The organism is Pseudoalteromonas sp. 2CM28B, assembly GCF_023161935.1.
This window is the reverse complement of the sequence record NZ_JALNTH010000060.1, coordinates 18,699-34,664: the sequence shown is the minus strand read 5'-3', so window position 1 is coordinate 34,664 and position 15,966 is coordinate 18,699. Positions and strand designations below refer to the sequence as shown.

Genomic DNA, 15,966 nt, shown 5'->3' with positions numbered 1-15,966 from the left:
AGCGGCACACGAGGCTCGAACTCGTGACCTCGACCTTGGCAAGGTCGCGCTCTACCAACTGAGCTAGTGCCGCTTTAAAGTTAGTCAGTAATTTGTCCGTTGGTGCGCGACAGGTCGCGTCCTACATTCTGGCAACTGAACTAGTGCCGCTTTAAATATTGTCAGTAATTTGTCCGTTGGTGCGCGACAGGTCGCGTCCTACGTTCTGGCAACTGAGCTAGTGCCGAACTTACTGATGGTATTTAAACCACTCAAACACACCAACCCCGCGAGGGTTATCGTCTTGAGCGGGGCAGGATTCTACAATAATCTAATGTGTTTGCAAGTGTTTTTTACAAATTAAAGAATTTTTCTCTATACACCTTTAATTCCATAATAGAATCTTTAATGTCATCGAGAGCTAAATGAGAGCCTTTTTTATTTACCTGTTCTAGTACCTCAGGCTTCCAACGTCGGGCAAGCTCTTTAATTGTGCTTACATCTAAATTTCGATAATGAAAAAAGTCTTCAAGCTCGCGCATATACTTATTCATAAAGCGTCTGTCTTGACCTATTGAGTTACCACACATCGGTGATTTACCCGCAGGAACCCACAGCTTTAAAAAATTAAGCGTTTGTTCAACCGCATAAGCTTCATCATATGTACTGGCTTTACAACGGGCAGTCAAACCTGATTTCCCATGCTGTGTAGTACACCATTCGTCCATGCCATCTAACAGCTCATCACTTTGATGAATAGCTATAGTAGGCCCTTCCGCGAGTATATTTAAATCGGCATCAGTTACTACTGTTGCAATTTCGAGTATTTTATCTGTGGCCGGCTCAAGTCCAGTCATTTCCAGATCAAGCCAAATTAAATTAGATTCATTAATAGTCATAGTAACCTTAAACAGTGCTTTTCTTTAGATCCAACGCATTTCGATATATCATATTAGCATCAACCGTCGAGCTAAAGCTTTTTTATACGCAAAGCCGACATTTAAACCAAGGTTATAGGCCAAAAGTGGCAAAACAGAAAAAATTAAGTAAAGGCCAATCTCGCAGGATCAAGGCTAATCATCAAAAGCGCTTAAATAATGCCGATACAAAATTGGCAAAAGGTGGCGCACAAGAGTGGCAAACAGATAATCTGGGCGCAACCGAAAACGCTGTCGTGATCAGCCGTTTTGGCCAACACGCCGATGTAGAAACACAAGAAGGTGACGTATTACGCTGTAATATTCGCCGTACCGTTACTAACTTAGTGTGTGGTGATGAAGTACTATTTCGCCGCGCAAAAGTAAGTGAAGGCGACTTAGCAGGCGTTATTGAAGCAACACAAGAGCGCCGCTCACAGCTTACGCGTCCCGACTTTTACGATGGCGTAAAAGTAATCGCTGCAAATATTGACCAAATTTTAATGGTCTCAGCGGTACTGCCAGAGTTTACGCCCAGTATTATCGACCGTTACTTAATTGCCTGTGAAGACATGGGTATAGAACCTATTTTAGTACTTAATAAAATCGATTTAATCGACGACGAAGGCCTAAATGAAATTCAAAAAGTACTCGATATTTATCGAGGCCTTGGTTATCAGGTACTGCTTGTAAGTAGTGTAACCGGCGAAGGCATAGATGATTTAAAAAACGTACTGGTTGATAAAAATAATATTTTTGTTGGTCAAAGTGGCGTAGGTAAATCAACCTTAGTTAACACTGTGCTTCCTGATGCCGAAATATTAACTAAAGAAGTATCAGAAAACAGTGGCTTAGGGCAACATACCACCACTGTATCGCGCTTACATCACCTACCAAGTGGTGGTAACCTAATTGACTCACCGGGAATACGTGAGTTTGGTTTATGGCACTTAGATGTTGAACGGGTAACCTGGTGCTTTAAAGAATTTAGAGAGTTTATAGGCGGATGTCGTTTTAGAGACTGTAAGCATTTAAACGACCCTGGCTGTATAATTCAACAAGCGGTAGCCGATGGCGATATTTCGCAATTGCGATTCGACAGCTACCACCGTATTTTAGAAACAATGGCCGATGGCCGTGCTGGTGCACGCGCACCTCGCGTTTAATTTAGGAAACAATCTGTGAGTTTAGACAAATTTAAAATTGCAATGCAGTATGCAATGCCAAAGCACTTTATTTCACGCGTAGTAGGTAAATTAGCAGCAGCAAAAGCCGGTGCTTTAACTACAACGCTTATTAAACTATTTATTAAACAATATAAAGTAGACATGAACGAGGCTTTGTATGAAGACCCAGCGCACTACAAAACGTTTAATGAGTTTTTTACTCGCCCATTAAAAGACGGTGTGCGCCCAATGGCGCAAGGCGAGAACGTAATTACTCACCCTGTTGATGGTGCTATTAGCCAACTGGGCGACATTGTTGATGGGCAGCTAATACAAGCAAAAGGTCATGACTACAGTCTACAAGCACTATTAGGTGGCTCTGAAGATGATACAACACCATTTTTAGGCGGAAAATTTGCTACCATTTATTTAGCGCCAAAAGACTACCACCGTATTCATATGCCTATAGACGGCACACTAAGTAAAATGATTTACGTACCGGGCGACTTATTTTCGGTAAACCCGCTTACAGCGCGCAATGTCCCTAATTTATTTGCTCGTAACGAACGTGTAGTGGCTATTTTTGAAACCGAAATTGGCCCACTTGCTATGGTACTAGTAGGCGCAACCATTGTTGCCAGCATAGAGACCGTTTGGGCTGGCACCGTAACACCACCAGCCGGTAGCGATGTGTTTAGCTGGAACTACCCAACTAAAGGCGAAAACGCCATTACCCTTAAAAAAGGTGAAGAAATGGGCCGCTTTAAACTAGGCTCAACAGTGGTACTAGCATGGGGTGCAGATAAAGCAGACATTTTAGACGACCAACTGCCTGAAACAGTAACGCGTTTAAACACCGCATTTGCAACAATTAAAGAAAGTGAAGAGCTGTAAGCCCTCTGAATAAAGACGTTTTATCACATTGCTCTGTTCTCGTAGTTCACGGTTTTGAGTTCAGAGCAATGTTAATCTATAAGCTAAGTTTGATTTCGCTGCACCTGATGATAATTTAAAACGGTTTAAATACAATCATTACTAAATTACGCTTAGCTCTGTAGCAACTTCAATAATACAATCAGCTTACGCTTATCAAGTTTACCCATTTGCTCACTATTACTGAGCGCAAAAATAACCCCTTCGTGTTCGGCGCAATTTATATCATCTCGCGATTCAACCACATTTGCCCATAGTTCTAAATCATCTATCTCTATTTCGTGGTTTACACAACGTGTTAGCACGTCAATCAATACCGGCTTTGTGAGTGTATAACCGGGAGCACCTTCCTCTGCTGGGGTAGAAATAATCACGCTAATAGCATCATCTCTTTGCTCACCAAAGGTAATAAATTCGGCCAATGCTTTTTGTATATTCATAATATTTGTTATTCTTGCTGCTCTACTGCTGATAAGACTTAAAATGACGAGATTAAACTGCTCACAATGCCACACTGCGCTTAGTTGTAATGTAAACGATATAAACGCATGTTGGTGTAACCAATTACCTGCTATTTTACCGCTTGAAGAGTCAGCAACAAGCTGTTTATGCCCGCAATGTACGCTTAATAAAATAAACGCTTATTTAGCGCATATTTATACTCAGCCAATCAAAGCACAAATTGAGTTTGCTAAAAAATTTAGAGGTAATGACAATTTAATCGAAGGGCTAGACTACACCATGCAAAATGGCTACATGGTGTTTAGTAAATGGTTTTTTTTAAAGCGAGGTACATGCTGTAAAAATGGCTGTAAAAATTGTCCTTACAGCTAAATCACAACATGTTGATATACAATACGCGGTTAAATAAGTTCGTTGGGCACATTGTTGCTGTATTGTGCAAATTTATCCGCCCCTTTAAAACGTAACTCAATTGCTTTGATATGCTCTTCTTCGGCGTGTTTCCAAACGCCCGGCACACTATACACATGCTTTAAATAGCAAAAAAACTTATCACGTAGCTGCGGATTAAACTGCCATCCTTGAGCTACATCTGTTACTTGGGCAGCTAAGCCCTCACGAGTATCAGCATGCTTAACTAAGCCTTCTATATTATAACAAGCCTGCCCTACAGTAATTACGCGCTTATTTAGTAACAGTGCTTCTAAACCGACCGTAGAGTTGATAGTGATCACCGCTTCTGCGCATTCAATAAGTTCACAGGTTTTATTGCCGTTTGCAAAAAGTGCAATTGGGTCTTTATTGTATAAATGGGTGTAATGCTTGTGCCACGACGGGTGCTCTTTAAAAACGACCTTTAAACTAGGATCGTTCAACGCTTTCACTGCGCTAACAACTTCATCGTATAGCATTTCCATTGAGTCAATCCATGGCGAAAAGCTCGCTAATTGCGTATCGTGAGGCACTTGAAAAGGCACAAATATGTATCGTTCAGGTATATTTTCAGCTGCAAAATCACAGCGTTTTTTATGGTTTTCTCGTGGGACAAGCGCCGGTGCATCAAAGTTTAAGGCATTATTTGCATTAAAATTTAAATAAAAATCAGGATCTCGACTTAGCGACGCATTAAAGTTAATTCCTTGAGGGTCTAAACTGGTGGTACCCGGAAGCAAACCATTTTCATAATAAAATTGCTTAATACCCAGTGCCTTGGCAGCCATAGCAACGGTAGTATTAGGCAGTTTATTTCCATTCCATATCACCATTACATCAGGGTTAACTTCCGTTAATAAAGCTAAATATTTTGCGTAACGTAAACGCTCAAAAAAGCGCAGCCCCACTTTGTAAACCGCCGATACTAAAGCATTGTTCCAAAGGTTATTACGGGCGCGCTTACGTTTTAGTTGTGCATTAATAACATCGTTAAAATCAACTTTAAACGCTTTACTTAAATAGTGTATAGCTGAAAGCTTTGGCGCCCCCATAACATGCAGTTGGCAATCCATACTCAGCTTTTTGATTATTTTTTTATAGTACTTTGCATGTACATTTTTGCGGGATATAAATAGGTAAGACATACAAGCTGTGCGCGCCAATTATTGTTTATCGGGAAATAATACTAAGTGGACACTATTACAAAAGTAAGGTTCACTGCTACGAGTAAATAATTTACAGATGTTGCCTAAATTCTTATTATTTTACTACGCAGCGGTGCCATCCTAGATAGAATCTCATTTTGTATGCTATGGCTAATATTTTGCTCTTCCATCGCATTTACAAGTAAGTCCACCACATGGTTAAAATCTTTCTCAGTTATGTGCATCCCAGTATGAATATCTACCATAGAGTCACCTTTATACTTGCATGGGCCATCAACTAGCATACACATATGCATAATAAAGCCTTCTCTAAAGTGGCTTATGTCGCTGTGTTCAAAATAATGCAGTACTTGTTCATCATTACCTATTTGGTAAATAAAACTGTCTACAATACGCGTAAGCCCCGCTCGGCCATCAAGCTGTTGATAAAGCGATAAATTTGTTGAGCTTGCGCACCCTGCCAGGGCACTTAAACACAACCATAAAATGACAACGTTTTTCATTACCAGTACCCTGTTACCGATAAGTACCACCCTGTTTGATCGCTCGCACCTGCAATGCTACCTAAATCTAAGTATGCAGCGGTGACACTCACGTGCTTGTTTGGCATCCAAGCAACAAATAAGTCTTTCCAGTCTTGTTCACCCAAATTAAGGTTATTAGACTTTTGCCTATACTCTATACCTACGGCAACACTTCGGCTCAAAAACACAGCGGTGCTGCCTTCAAATAAAATTTTTGCATCATCATTTGCTCCACCATAACCAAGCAAACCGAGTTGATTAGCCTCACTGTAGCGAGTTGTGACGTTCCAAAACCAGTTAAGCCCACCTACAGCGCCTAAGTGGAGTTTACTAGCTGCTAGGTAGTAATCAGTGCCACTAGTATCTTTTGCTCCTACGAGGGTCGCAACAGCGCCATCATCAAGGGATTTATGCTGTATACCCACACTCAATTGCGGCCAGTCACTGTAAACTATGTCGCCGTATAAACGAATTTTAGCGCCCGTGATAGATTGCTCTATTTCGGTATCAAGTGCAGGCACGTCAAAACGTTGTTGAGCGTAGCTAAGTTCTACACGATTAAATAGGTTAACTTGCGCTCCACATACATCTAAAGTGTAGTCTGTTACATCTGCACGGCTACAAAAGCCATTCACAGAGAACTCGTCTTCGCTGGCGTAACCTGCAAGTTGTGCCCAAGGCACAATACCGCCGCCCCCGCTGCCTTCTATTTGCGAAACCCCGGGGGTCGCTAATAATTTACCATCGCTTGCTAAACCAGAAAAACTCGAGCTAAGTAATAACCCAAGTAATAAACACTTAACTTTTTTCATAATATTCCTTTAGCCACTGTTCTAATAGTTCTGCTTTTAAAGGCCTACTTAGGTAATAACCCTGAGCATGGTCACAATGCATAAGTTTAAGTAAGTCTAACGAACCCCTGTTTTCAACGCCCTCTGCAACAACGCTAAAGCCTAGTTGATGCCCTAAGGTAATTGACGACTGCACTATGTATTGATCCTTGCGCGACTCATCTAACTTTAAAATAAAGCACTTATCTAACTTTAGCTCATCAATAGGCAGCATTTTTAATCTCCCCAGTGATGTTTGCCCTACGCCATAATCATCCAATGAAATTTTTACACCGATGGCTTTTAAGTTTTGTAATGCTTTTATGCCTTTTTCTTCATTTTCAATCATGTCGCGCTCAGTTAATTCAACAGTAATGAGGGTTGGATCAACATTGTATTTTTTTAGAGTACGCACTAACGCTGAATGAAAACTCGGTGAGGCAATATCTTGTGCTGATACATTAATTGCTGCCTGCATTTCAATCCCTTTAGCCTGCCAATCAGCCACCTGAGAAACCACAGTGTTAACAACCCATGATGTAAGTTCAACAATAAGTCCCGATTGCTCGGCTAAATCAATAAACAGTTCTGGGTTTACCCAGCTGCCATCTTTACGTTGCCAGCGGATCAGTGATTCGACTTTATTTATTTTTTGTGTGTGTAAATGCAGTTTAGGCTGATAGGTCATAAATAATTGCCCATCATCATCGCTAATGGCTTGTTTAAGCTCATCTAACATTTTAAGACGATCTAAATGCGCTTCGTCTTCACCATTTTGGTAATAATGAATACTGTCTTGGCTATCTGTTGCATTGTCTACGGCAATAAGTACGCGTCGCATTAAATCATCGCTGGCAAGACCTTGCATAGGATACTCGACAACCCCAGCGCTAAAGCGTAAGTTAATTTTTAACGTTTTAATGGTATAACACGCTAATAGCTGTGCCATTAAACCAACTATACCGCTTTTTTTCTCTCTGGCAGCGGCACTTGGAAACACAGTTAAAAACTCATCGCCACCAATACGCGCATGAAAGCCGCCAAGTTCGTCCGAAAAGCCACTAATTCGATTGGCAACCGCTTTTAAACATTCATCGCCTACGCGTGGGCCTAGCTTATCGTTTATATGCCGTAAACCTTTTATATCAATAGCAACCAGGGTGTATTGTGTAGAGGGAGTCAGCTCATCATCGAGTACTTCAAGCATAGCCGAGCGATTATAAAAGCCTGTAAGCGAATCATGGCGTGCCTGAAAACTAATTTTTTGTTCACGCTCGTTAATATCGTTACCCATGTTATCAAAGGCGTTAGCAAGGGTTGCTATTTCGGTACTTTGTTTAGATGCATTAAATTCAAATGCGTAATTACCTTGTGCAAATTGCCTGGCAATAACTGCAAGCTGTGAGAGTGGGGTTGTTAAGTTATTTGCCAGTAAACTACTGGTAATAACCCCCACCAGCATCGTTAAAATGGCCATAATAATTAGCGTAAACAATAAGTTTTCAAAATCGTTATAGCTTTGCGTTAAATCAGCACTGAGCAAAATTGTTACCGCATCCCCTTGTAGGGAGGGCAACATAATATCTTGGTTTTTATATACAGGATAATCACCAAACAAACGCGTTGTTGTGGTGGTGTTAAAGTAGTTTTTAGGTGAAAAAAACTCTGGGCGATTAAGCAACGAGCTTCTTACGAGGTTGTCCTGCTCAGCAATAAAGCTGACATCCATTCCTGTTAGGTTTTTAAGTTCTAGGGCGACTTCGTCATCAATTTTGAAACCCACTAAGCTGTATGCAACGGTTCTAGGCGCCCTTACAGGTAGTAAAATAACTTGATATAGCTGATTATTAAGAACAACAAAGCTCGATTGCTCTGGCGAAGTTAATAACTCATCCAGTAGCGGCTTTAAATTTTGAGGGTACAAATCTGCATTAGTATTGGCTGAAATTAATTTACCTGATAAATCAATCAGTAGCATAAGCTCTGCATCAATACGCTGGCTGTGATTAAACAACACACTACTTATGGTGCCTGCATCGCGAGTGGCAACCGCTTGCTTAAAGCCAAAGTCGGCAGTGAGTACTTTAGCAGCAGTAAGCAGTAGGCTTTCTTTTGCGCTCAAATATTGCTTATATACATTTTGCGCTACGCTAATATCTTGATTTACTTTTTCTTCTTGAAACTTACTTGTAGACCACCAAAAGCTAACAATGCTCACCATCGTGGTCAGTAACACTAAGCCTACACATAAAACAATAATGCGGTTTTTTAAACTGTTAGTCATTACCGCCCTTAAACTTACTACCAAAAGTATTTCGCGGTGCTGGGGTGGAGGTATTAACCTTAATTAGTAACTCATTGTTATTGTTTATTGTTATCATTTTTTTATTTTCCAACGGTGCAGTTTGTAGCGCATGCCACACACTCAGCGTAGTCGGTAACGGCGTTATGTCTAAGGTTAACTTACCCGTATCATTCGTTTTATAAACGTGTTCACTATTGGCTACATAAATATAGCCAACCATAGAGTCATGAATATTACAGCCTAGTACAACAACACCTTGCTGATCAAAAATTACAGGCTCTTTAGGTTGGCCTGAATAGAGTTTTAGCTGAAAGGGCTTAGCCTGAGAAAAAGAGTAAACATGATGGCGAATATTATCGCTGTTAGGAAAGTTAACCTGCTGGCCTTTTTGCACCACCAGTAAATCAGGCAAAAACGCTTTATGTACTTGGTCCATTACCGCAACGGGTAACGTAGTGCGCTCTGACTTTGTCGCCTTATAAAGCTCAACGATTGCGTCTTTTAGTGGCTGACCATGCTGGTCTTGAATTACTAAATCAATATTTTCACCCAGTACGCCTTGGCTAAAAAATAAAGTAGCGGCGAGTAAATAACCTCTTTTATTAAAAACTTGCTGCACTTGCCTAAACATATCAATACCTAAAAGTTAATCTTAGGTTAAGTTAATTAGAGACCAGCACTAATTGCAAGGAATATAGCCCAGTAACTAAAAATAAAGACTGGGCTTTGTTTGTTTTAATACTTTAGTTGTACTATTTTACAATAAGGTCGTAATCAGTATCTAAAATATTAATTACTTCTTGGCGAGGATCTTCTGGAATTACAATCTCTTTACCAATGATTTTACTGGCAATGCCTACATAAGTGTTAGACACCTCAAGCATGACCGATTCTGGTAAAATAAAGTCTTTAGCAAGCTGCTCTCGCTCATCCATGCGGTCTTTATTTAACAGCACGTCACTTTCTGGCACAGTAGAAATTAATAACTGGCGGAACCCTTCTTTAGAGTTTTCGATTATTTTACCATCGCGGTAAGCCGCGCCATCCCATATGCGCGAAGAATCTGGGGTGCCTACTTCATCAATATAAATAAGCTGTTGGTTTCCGTCTAAATCCTCTACATAACCAAACTCAAATTTTGTATCTACAAATATTTGATCAAGCTTTGCCAGCTCTTCACTAATTAGCTTAAAGCCCTCAACCAATAGCTTTTCGTATTTAGTCACATCCTCTGCCGATTTAAAATTAAATACGTCTAAATTATCAGTGATATTAGCGCGCGTAATATTCACATCATCAACAGGTGGAATATCAGCCACGCCTTCGATAATACCTTTTGTAGAAGGGGTTATTAGTACGTTTTCAAGCTTTTGGTTTGCTCTTAAGCCCTCAGGTAAGTCTATGCCACAAAAGTTGCGAACCCCTTTACTGTAATCACGCCACATGCTGCCGGTTATATATTGGCGCGCAATTGCTTCTACTTTTACGGTGCTTGCTTTGCGCACAATCCATACATAAGGATGAGGAATATCAACAATGTGGTTACCCGCAAGGCCAGCTTTATCAAATAACTTAAACCAATGAGATGCAACAGAGTTAAGCGCAATACCTTTTCCCGGCACGCCGTTTAAGCCATTTTCGCCTTGCCAAATACAATCAAAAGCAGAAATACGGTCTGAAATAACCATAATTGCCAGCTCAGTTCCTTGCGGAACTTTATAGTTTTTTTCTTTAATGAGGCGTGCGCTGTCTTCATCTGTTAGCCAATAAACCGAACGAACTTTACCGCTGTGTACGGCACCTTTAGTGCGAATGGGTAAGTCATCGTTTACGTCTAAAACTTTATAGCTAGTCATGCTATCTCCGGGGTTAGGGATGCTCATAGAGCAAAGTATGGTATGGGGTTATAAGCGCTATATAATAAATCAGCCTACCCTAAAGCTCAATCAGCACTGAAAACTAAATAACCTGAACTCTGGTTAAGAGACTTCCTAGGGCGTGTTGTAATATGCTGAAATTTAAATTTATTTTCTCTAGCCAGAGATTTTCAATGAAAGTAAGGCGAATTTACGCGTCAATAGCTGGCCTATTGCAAGTAAACTCAACGCAGTTAGCGCTGAAAATAGCTGCTAGAGATAGGTTTATTACCCAGAGCTCAGGTTAAATAACCACGCAATATTTATATGCCTGTAATAATGCGGTAAACTTAGCGTGCTAACTAGAGGAGTAACGCTTGGACTACCTAACTGCGACCGCAAATAAAAAATACCTAATGTATATTTCGCAAAATTATTCATACGCTATTTTAAGGCCGCTTCAGGCGCAAATTTTAGCTCATGGTGGAGAAGTTCGGTGGTTTTTAGCGGGTAATGAAGTAAACCCCGACTTTTTAGATGATGATGAGCAGCAACTTCACTCTATAAAAGATGTACATACTTGGAAACCCGACGCAACTTTCGCCCCAGCTAACCTAATACCTACATTCATCCCAGGGATAAAAGTAGCTGTATTTCATGGTTTTGATGCTCATAAAAGAGATACAAATGGTGAAAAAGGGCATTTTGCAATCAGAGGATGCTTTGACCTGTATTGTACGCAAGGTCCAAATACCACCAGGCGGTTTGCAAAATCAGCCATAAAGCATGGTCACTTCAAAGTAGCTGAAACTGGCTGGCCAACTCTAGATCCCTTATTTACAGCACAAGCTGACAACCCATATGCAAGCAATGATGCACGCCCGACATTACTTATTTGTTCCACCTTTTCACACAGGCTCACACTTGCACCTAGGCTTTATGAGCAAATTAAGCACTTTAGTAAGCAAGGGAAATGGCGAATATTGGTGCAATTTCATCCTAAAATGCCACAGGAGTGGGTAGATAAATACAAAGCCTTAAGTAATGAAAACTTAACTTTTGTAGAAACCGACAATGTACTGCCTTTACTTAAAGCTGCAGATGTTATGCTGTGCGACACTTCTTCTGTCTTGCAAATGTTCTTATTACAAAATAAACCGGTAGTAACGTATAGAACGAGGCAGCCTTTCCCGCATTTATTAGATGTTACGCAAGCTTCAGAAGTAGAAAAAAATATTGATTACGCCCTTACATACCCACAGGAGCTAATGGCAGCAATTAGCAACTACTCTAAAGAGCTTCATCCTTATACCGATGGGCAATCTAGCCTGCGTGTACTTAATGCGACAAATGAATTTTTGCATAGCGATAATAATTTGAAACCTAAACCTCTAAACCTTATTAGGCAATTTAAAATGAGAAAAATGTTAAATTATTGGGGTTGGTAACACCACACTGTATGATTGAGCTTGATAATGTAACCTTTAAATGGCATAAAAATGATGCCAAGCCTACGCTAAATATCCCAACCCTTAGAATTGATAAAGGCGAGCATATTTTTTTACATGGTCCCAGCGGCGCCGGTAAATCAACCCTGCTTGCGCTACTGGCAGGTATAAACACACCAAGTAGTGGCAACATACGTATTTTAAATCGTGATTTAAATACACTTAGCAATACGCAAAGAGATGTATTTAGAGCGGAGAATATTGGCTATATTTTTCAAAACTTTAATTTATTACCGTATTTAACACCCATTGAGAATGTCACGCTTGGTTGTGAATTTTCAAAAAGCAGAAAACAAAAAGCCTTACAGCAAACAACAGAGCCCAAGCCAAGCTTACAAAAAGAAGCGATACGCTTATTAACAGCATTAGGCTTAAGTGAGCCTTATCATAGTAAAGATGTTGCCTCGCTCAGCATTGGTCAGCAACAGCGGGTTGCCGCCGCTCGCGCATTTATTGGCAGCCCAGAGCTTATAATTGCTGATGAGCCCACCTCGGCACTCGATACCGCAAATAGAGAAAGCTTTATAAAGCTGTTATTCGAACAGGCTAAGCGCGCCAACAGTACGTTAGTTTTTGTAAGCCATGACGAAACATTAAAACCGCTATTTAATCGTGCAATTAGCCTAGTTAGCTTACAGGAGCAGTTATGATCCTGACTAAGTTAGCTTATAAAAGTTTGCTAAATCGCCGAGCAAGTGTACTGCTCACATTGTTTACCATTGCCATTAGCGTGATGCTTTTACTAAGTATTGAGCGAATTCGCGTGGATGCTAAAACCAGCTTTAGTAATACCATCTCTGGGACAGACCTAATTGTAGGCGCCCGCACCGGCGATATTCAATTACTGCTTTCCTCTGTATTTAGAATAGGTTACGCAAATAATGGGGTGAGCTGGCAAAGTTATCAGTACATCGCAGCTCAGCGTGGTGTTAAATGGAGCATTCCTATTAGTTTAGGCGACAGCCACAAAGGCCAAGCTGTACTAGGTACAAGCCGCGATTACTTTACCCACTATCGCTTTGGTAAAAAACAAACGTTAAGTTTTCAACAAGGCCACGCGTTTGAGCATTTAAACCAGGTGGTACTTGGCAGCGATGTAGCGAGGCGTTTAGGGTATACGCTAGGTGATAACGTAGTAATCTCACACGGGATGGGTAATACGAGCTTTCATCATCATAAAGACAACCCGTTTACTGTTATCGGTATTTTAAACGCCACTGGCACGCCAGTAGATAAAACCTTACACATACCTCTAGCAGCTATTGATTTAATACATGGTGGTTCACACTCTGCGAATAATGAGCACGATGAGCGCGATGAGCGCGATGAGCACGATGAGCACGATGAGCACGATGAGCATAACAACCTAATCGGTGAGCCAAGTCAAATTACTGCGTTTTTAATGGGATTCGACTCGCCTTTATACACATTGCAAATTAGGCGTAATATCAACCAATACAAAAAAGAGCCACTTCTGGCCATTATGCCCACAGTGACCCTAAAAGAGCTGTGGCAAATGCTCGCCATTGTCGAAAAAGTACTCTTACTGTTTTCAGGCGTTGTTATATTAGTCAGTTTATTGGGTATGTTGACCACGCTACTGGCCAATTTAAATCAACGCCGAAGAGAGCTTGCTATATTGCGCTCAGTCGGCGCACGGCCATGGCAGCTATTTACACTAATAAGCATGGAGTCATTATTTACAACGTTATTAGGTTGCCTAGTTGGCTGTGGTTTGTATTATGGCGTTATGCTTATCAGTAGCAGCTATTTGCAAAGCCATGCAGGCATAAGCGTTAATATTGCCATGCTCTCTTACTATGAACTCACTTTAATAGGCGTTATTATGGCCGCTGGGTTTATAATTGGCTTAATACCAGCTACCCGCGCTTACTTTTATTCGCTTAGCGATGGTATGAGTATAAAAACTTAACTTTAGGAATTTCATGATACTTTTTAAATCCGCGCTTTATTACTGCACGCTAGTAAGCTGCCTACTTATTAGCTTTGTCAGTAGTGCAAACCCGCCGAAAGAAATTTTTTGGGAAGACTTAATCCCACAAGGGCATGTACAAATAGATACCCAAGCACAGGCTAACCACGAAGGCAGTGAACAAAACTGGGTGCAACCAGAGCTAGATGCTCCTGTGGTTGAAGCATTAAATGGCCAATCAGTGAGCTTACCGGGGTTTGTTGTCCCACTTGAGGGCGACAGTGAAGTCATTACAGAGTTTTTGCTTGTGCCATACTTTGGCGCGTGTATTCACGTACCGCCCCCGCCGCCAAATCAAATCGTTCATGTAACAGTAAAAGGCGGCGTCCCCATAGAGAGCCTGTATGATGCGATTGTTGTTACCGGCGTTATCAGTACCGAAACCTGGTCTGGTGAAATAGCCCAAGTGGGCTATAAAATGAAAGCCGTCGGTGTGGCGCCGTTTGAGCTATAACACGGCTATTTTTGGCAGTGCTTACAAAACACCGTACTGCGCTGCCCTAGTCTAATTTCTTCAAGTGGCGTTTTACACGTTACGCACGCCTCTCCTTTTCGTCCGTACACTAACAACTGTTGTGCAAAATAACCTGGTTTGCCATCACTTTGGGCAAAGTCTTTAAGGGTTGTACCGCCTTGTGTTATTGCCGCTGCTAGAGTGTCTTTAATAATAGGGATCAGGGTTTGATATCGCTTTAACGATACTTTTCCTGCTTCGCGTTTTGGGTGTATCCCCGCCTTAAATAACGACTCATTGGCATAAATATTACCTACGCCCACTACCACCGCGTTATCCATAATAAATTGCTTCACGGGGACTTTTTTATTTCGCGATTGCTCGTATACACGCTTTGCAAAAAAATCATCCGTAAGCGGCTCAGGGCCAAGTTTTGAGAGTAACTTATGAACATCCCCCGGTGCTTGCCATAAACAGCAACCAAACCGGCGAGGGTCGTGTAATCGCAGCGCCTTGTCATTACTAAGAACAAACTCAACATGATCATGCTTTTTAAGCGGCTCGCGTCTATCAACAACGCGCAAATTACCCGACATACCCAAATGTAAAATAGCACTCCCTAATTCGCAGTGCAGCAATAAATACTTTGCACGGCGCTCAATTCGCTCTACCCTCAACCCTTCTAACTGATAAACATCATCGGGCACAGGCCATCGCATGCTGGCATTATAAATATTTACCTTCGTCACTACCTGGTTTTCTACATGCGGGGTGATCCCCAGTCTACTTACTTCTACCTCTGGTAATTCAGGCATTAATGCAACTCACTTTTTGAAAAATCAACACTTGGAAATAACTGCTTTGCAGTCGCTAAATCAAGTCCCATCACGCGCTGGATATTTTTTTCCAACAAATAATACTTACCGTTACCTTTGTACAGTAAATAAACCCAAGGTAAGCGCTCACCAGCCAACTCAAAGGTGGCCACATACAATGGTGAGTTTGGATTAAATACAACAGACTCATTTACCTGCATCAACGCAGCCGTTTGCCAATGGTTAATTAGCTCAGCTAATTGCTGCTGTGATGCGTCCCACCTCACGGGCGTATTTTCTTTTAATGCGGTTGTACGCCAACTTGTACCAATACGTTCAATTTTCTGATCAACAAAGCTCAGTGTTAACACAAAACTTTGCAATGGCAGTACCGGTTGTAATGTAGGCTCGTCTTCGCCCCCTAAAAACTGCTTATGCCAGCCATTTAAAAAGAAGATCATAATCAACATCGAAAAAATAATAACGTTGTTCCAACCTTTGCGGCCCAGTCGCATATTTATACACCCAGTAAATTCAAGATTTTAAAGTGTAACTAAAACTTAATTGCACTGTCTATATGTTAAAGGCCACAGACTTTGGTAGAATATCGGCAAATTTAAAGGAGT

General features: G+C 41.1%; 17 protein-coding genes and 1 tRNA gene. 7 read left to right on the top strand and 11 right to left on the bottom strand.

The genetic code is table 11. From position 1 onward, the window contains the following. Together MTN96_RS35045 and orn are read right to left on the bottom strand one after the other, a co-directional pair. A tRNA-Gly gene (locus MTN96_RS35045) sits at positions 1 to 73 on the bottom strand. 259 nt (positions 74 to 332) lie between these two features. Then, complete coding sequence (orn, locus tag MTN96_RS35040; protein ID WP_248534587.1) at positions 333 to 878, bottom strand: oligoribonuclease; 546 nt, start codon at positions 876 to 878, stop codon at positions 333 to 335. 125 nt (positions 879 to 1,003) lie between these two features. On the opposite strand from orn, the gene rsgA reads away from it, so the two are divergent. Together rsgA and asd are read left to right on the top strand one after the other, a co-directional pair. After that, positions 1,004 to 2,062, top strand: coding sequence for a small ribosomal subunit biogenesis GTPase RsgA (rsgA, locus tag MTN96_RS35035; RefSeq protein WP_004589056.1), 1,059 nt, complete (start codon positions 1,004 to 1,006; stop codon positions 2,060 to 2,062). 15 nt (positions 2,063 to 2,077) lie between these two features. Continuing rightward, complete coding sequence (asd, locus tag MTN96_RS35030; RefSeq protein WP_004589055.1) at positions 2,078 to 2,956, top strand: archaetidylserine decarboxylase; 879 nt, start codon at positions 2,078 to 2,080, stop codon at positions 2,954 to 2,956. 152 nt (positions 2,957 to 3,108) lie between these two features. Here asd and MTN96_RS35025 read toward each other — a convergent pair whose 3' ends face one another. Next, positions 3,109 to 3,435 carry a hypothetical protein gene (locus tag MTN96_RS35025; protein ID WP_248451336.1) on the bottom strand — a complete coding sequence of 109 codons (327 nt, stop codon included), beginning with the start codon at positions 3,433 to 3,435 and terminating at the stop codon, positions 3,109 to 3,111. Between the two features lie 43 nt (positions 3,436 to 3,478). On the opposite strand from MTN96_RS35025, the gene MTN96_RS35020 reads away from it, so the two are divergent. Continuing rightward, positions 3,479 to 3,829, top strand: coding sequence for a DUF5522 domain-containing protein (locus tag MTN96_RS35020; protein ID WP_029773276.1), 351 nt, complete (start codon positions 3,479 to 3,481; stop codon positions 3,827 to 3,829). Positions 3,830 to 3,858: 29 nt separating this feature from the next. Here MTN96_RS35020 and MTN96_RS35015 read toward each other — a convergent pair whose 3' ends face one another. From MTN96_RS35015 to MTN96_RS34990, 6 genes are all read right to left on the bottom strand, one after another. Further along, the gene (locus tag MTN96_RS35015) at positions 3,859 to 4,962 is read right to left on the bottom strand and encodes a capsular biosynthesis protein (protein WP_248451337.1); all 1,104 of its coding nucleotides are present in this window, start codon (positions 4,960 to 4,962) and stop codon (positions 3,859 to 3,861) included. Between the two features lie 176 nt (positions 4,963 to 5,138). Then, a complete protein-coding gene (locus MTN96_RS35010) occupies positions 5,139 to 5,558 on the bottom strand; it encodes a group 1 truncated hemoglobin (protein ID WP_029773274.1) in 420 nt (139 codons plus the stop codon). Beyond that, complete coding sequence (locus tag MTN96_RS35005) at positions 5,558 to 6,391, bottom strand: DUF3034 family protein (protein WP_004589073.1); 834 nt, start codon at positions 6,389 to 6,391, stop codon at positions 5,558 to 5,560. The genes MTN96_RS35010 and MTN96_RS35005 overlap by 1 nt, the downstream gene beginning before the upstream one ends. Then, positions 6,378 to 8,693 carry an EAL domain-containing protein gene (locus tag MTN96_RS35000; protein ID WP_248534584.1) on the bottom strand — a complete coding sequence of 772 codons (2,316 nt, stop codon included), beginning with the start codon at positions 8,691 to 8,693 and terminating at the stop codon, positions 6,378 to 6,380. The genes MTN96_RS35005 and MTN96_RS35000 overlap by 14 nt, the downstream gene beginning before the upstream one ends. Next, the gene (locus MTN96_RS34995) at positions 8,686 to 9,345 is read right to left on the bottom strand and encodes a methylamine utilization protein (RefSeq protein WP_248534582.1); all 660 of its coding nucleotides are present in this window, start codon (positions 9,343 to 9,345) and stop codon (positions 8,686 to 8,688) included. The genes MTN96_RS35000 and MTN96_RS34995 overlap by 8 nt, the downstream gene beginning before the upstream one ends. Before the next feature lie 121 nt (positions 9,346 to 9,466). Continuing rightward, positions 9,467 to 10,570, bottom strand: a complete 1,104-nt coding sequence (locus tag MTN96_RS34990; protein WP_004589070.1) for a phosphoribosylaminoimidazolesuccinocarboxamide synthase — start codon at positions 10,568 to 10,570, stop codon at positions 9,467 to 9,469. 377 nt (positions 10,571 to 10,947) lie between these two features. On the opposite strand from MTN96_RS34990, the gene MTN96_RS34985 reads away from it, so the two are divergent. Genes MTN96_RS34985 through MTN96_RS34970 form a run of 4 tightly spaced genes read left to right on the top strand, consistent with a single transcriptional unit; the run spans position 10,948 to position 14,525 of the window. Continuing rightward, positions 10,948 to 12,018, top strand: a complete 1,071-nt coding sequence (locus tag MTN96_RS34985; protein WP_198401360.1) for a CDP-glycerol glycerophosphotransferase family protein — start codon at positions 10,948 to 10,950, stop codon at positions 12,016 to 12,018. An 11-nt stretch (positions 12,019 to 12,029) separates the two neighbouring features. Next, entirely contained in the window at positions 12,030 to 12,728 is a 699-nt protein-coding gene (locus MTN96_RS34980) for an ABC transporter ATP-binding protein (protein WP_248534580.1), read from the top strand. Further along, the gene (locus tag MTN96_RS34975; protein WP_248534578.1) at positions 12,725 to 14,011 is read left to right on the top strand and encodes an ABC transporter permease; all 1,287 of its coding nucleotides are present in this window, start codon (positions 12,725 to 12,727) and stop codon (positions 14,009 to 14,011) included. Before MTN96_RS34980 ends, MTN96_RS34975 begins: the two co-directional genes overlap by 4 nt. 13 nt (positions 14,012 to 14,024) lie before the next feature. Continuing rightward, positions 14,025 to 14,525, top strand: coding sequence for a DUF3299 domain-containing protein (locus MTN96_RS34970; RefSeq protein ID WP_004589066.1), 501 nt, complete (start codon positions 14,025 to 14,027; stop codon positions 14,523 to 14,525). Between the two features lie 5 nt (positions 14,526 to 14,530). On the opposite strand, the gene mutM is transcribed toward MTN96_RS34970, so the two are convergent. Together mutM and MTN96_RS34960 are read right to left on the bottom strand one after the other, a co-directional pair. Continuing rightward, complete coding sequence (gene mutM, locus MTN96_RS34965) at positions 14,531 to 15,340, bottom strand: bifunctional DNA-formamidopyrimidine glycosylase/DNA-(apurinic or apyrimidinic site) lyase (RefSeq protein ID WP_248534576.1); 810 nt, start codon at positions 15,338 to 15,340, stop codon at positions 14,531 to 14,533. Continuing rightward, the gene (locus tag MTN96_RS34960; protein WP_248534574.1) at positions 15,340 to 15,855 is read right to left on the bottom strand and encodes a hypothetical protein; all 516 of its coding nucleotides are present in this window, start codon (positions 15,853 to 15,855) and stop codon (positions 15,340 to 15,342) included. The genes mutM and MTN96_RS34960 overlap by 1 nt, the downstream gene beginning before the upstream one ends. Between the last annotated feature and the right edge of the window lie 111 nt (positions 15,856 to 15,966).

What these genes read in the sequence shown, in the direction of transcription:
- orn (WP_248534587.1), bottom strand. Translation starts at nt 878, where the DNA reads ATGACTATTAATGAATCTAATTTAATTTGGCTTGATCTGGAAATGACT.
- MTN96_RS35025 (WP_248451336.1), bottom strand. Translation starts at nt 3,435, where the DNA reads ATGAATATACAAAAAGCATTGGCCGAATTTATTACCTTTGGTGAGCAA.
- MTN96_RS35020 (WP_029773276.1), top strand. Translation starts at nt 3,479, where the DNA reads ATGACGAGATTAAACTGCTCACAATGCCACACTGCGCTTAGTTGTAAT.
- MTN96_RS35015 (WP_248451337.1), bottom strand. Translation starts at nt 4,962, where the DNA reads ATGGATTGCCAACTGCATGTTATGGGGGCGCCAAAGCTTTCAGCTATA.
- MTN96_RS35010 (WP_029773274.1), bottom strand. Translation starts at nt 5,558, where the DNA reads ATGAAAAACGTTGTCATTTTATGGTTGTGTTTAAGTGCCCTGGCAGGG.
- MTN96_RS35005 (WP_004589073.1), bottom strand. Translation starts at nt 6,391, where the DNA reads ATGAAAAAAGTTAAGTGTTTATTACTTGGGTTATTACTTAGCTCGAGT.
- MTN96_RS35000 (WP_248534584.1), bottom strand. Translation starts at nt 8,693, where the DNA reads ATGACTAACAGTTTAAAAAACCGCATTATTGTTTTATGTGTAGGCTTA.
- MTN96_RS34995 (WP_248534582.1), bottom strand. Translation starts at nt 9,345, where the DNA reads ATGTTTAGGCAAGTGCAGCAAGTTTTTAATAAAAGAGGTTATTTACTC.
- MTN96_RS34990 (WP_004589070.1), bottom strand. Translation starts at nt 10,570, where the DNA reads ATGACTAGCTATAAAGTTTTAGACGTAAACGATGACTTACCCATTCGC.
- MTN96_RS34980 (WP_248534580.1), top strand. Translation starts at nt 12,030, where the DNA reads ATGATTGAGCTTGATAATGTAACCTTTAAATGGCATAAAAATGATGCC.
- MTN96_RS34975 (WP_248534578.1), top strand. Translation starts at nt 12,725, where the DNA reads ATGATCCTGACTAAGTTAGCTTATAAAAGTTTGCTAAATCGCCGAGCA.
- MTN96_RS34970 (WP_004589066.1), top strand. Translation starts at nt 14,025, where the DNA reads ATGATACTTTTTAAATCCGCGCTTTATTACTGCACGCTAGTAAGCTGC.
- mutM (WP_248534576.1), bottom strand. Translation starts at nt 15,340, where the DNA reads ATGCCTGAATTACCAGAGGTAGAAGTAAGTAGACTGGGGATCACCCCG.
- MTN96_RS34960 (WP_248534574.1), bottom strand. Translation starts at nt 15,855, where the DNA reads ATGCGACTGGGCCGCAAAGGTTGGAACAACGTTATTATTTTTTCGATG.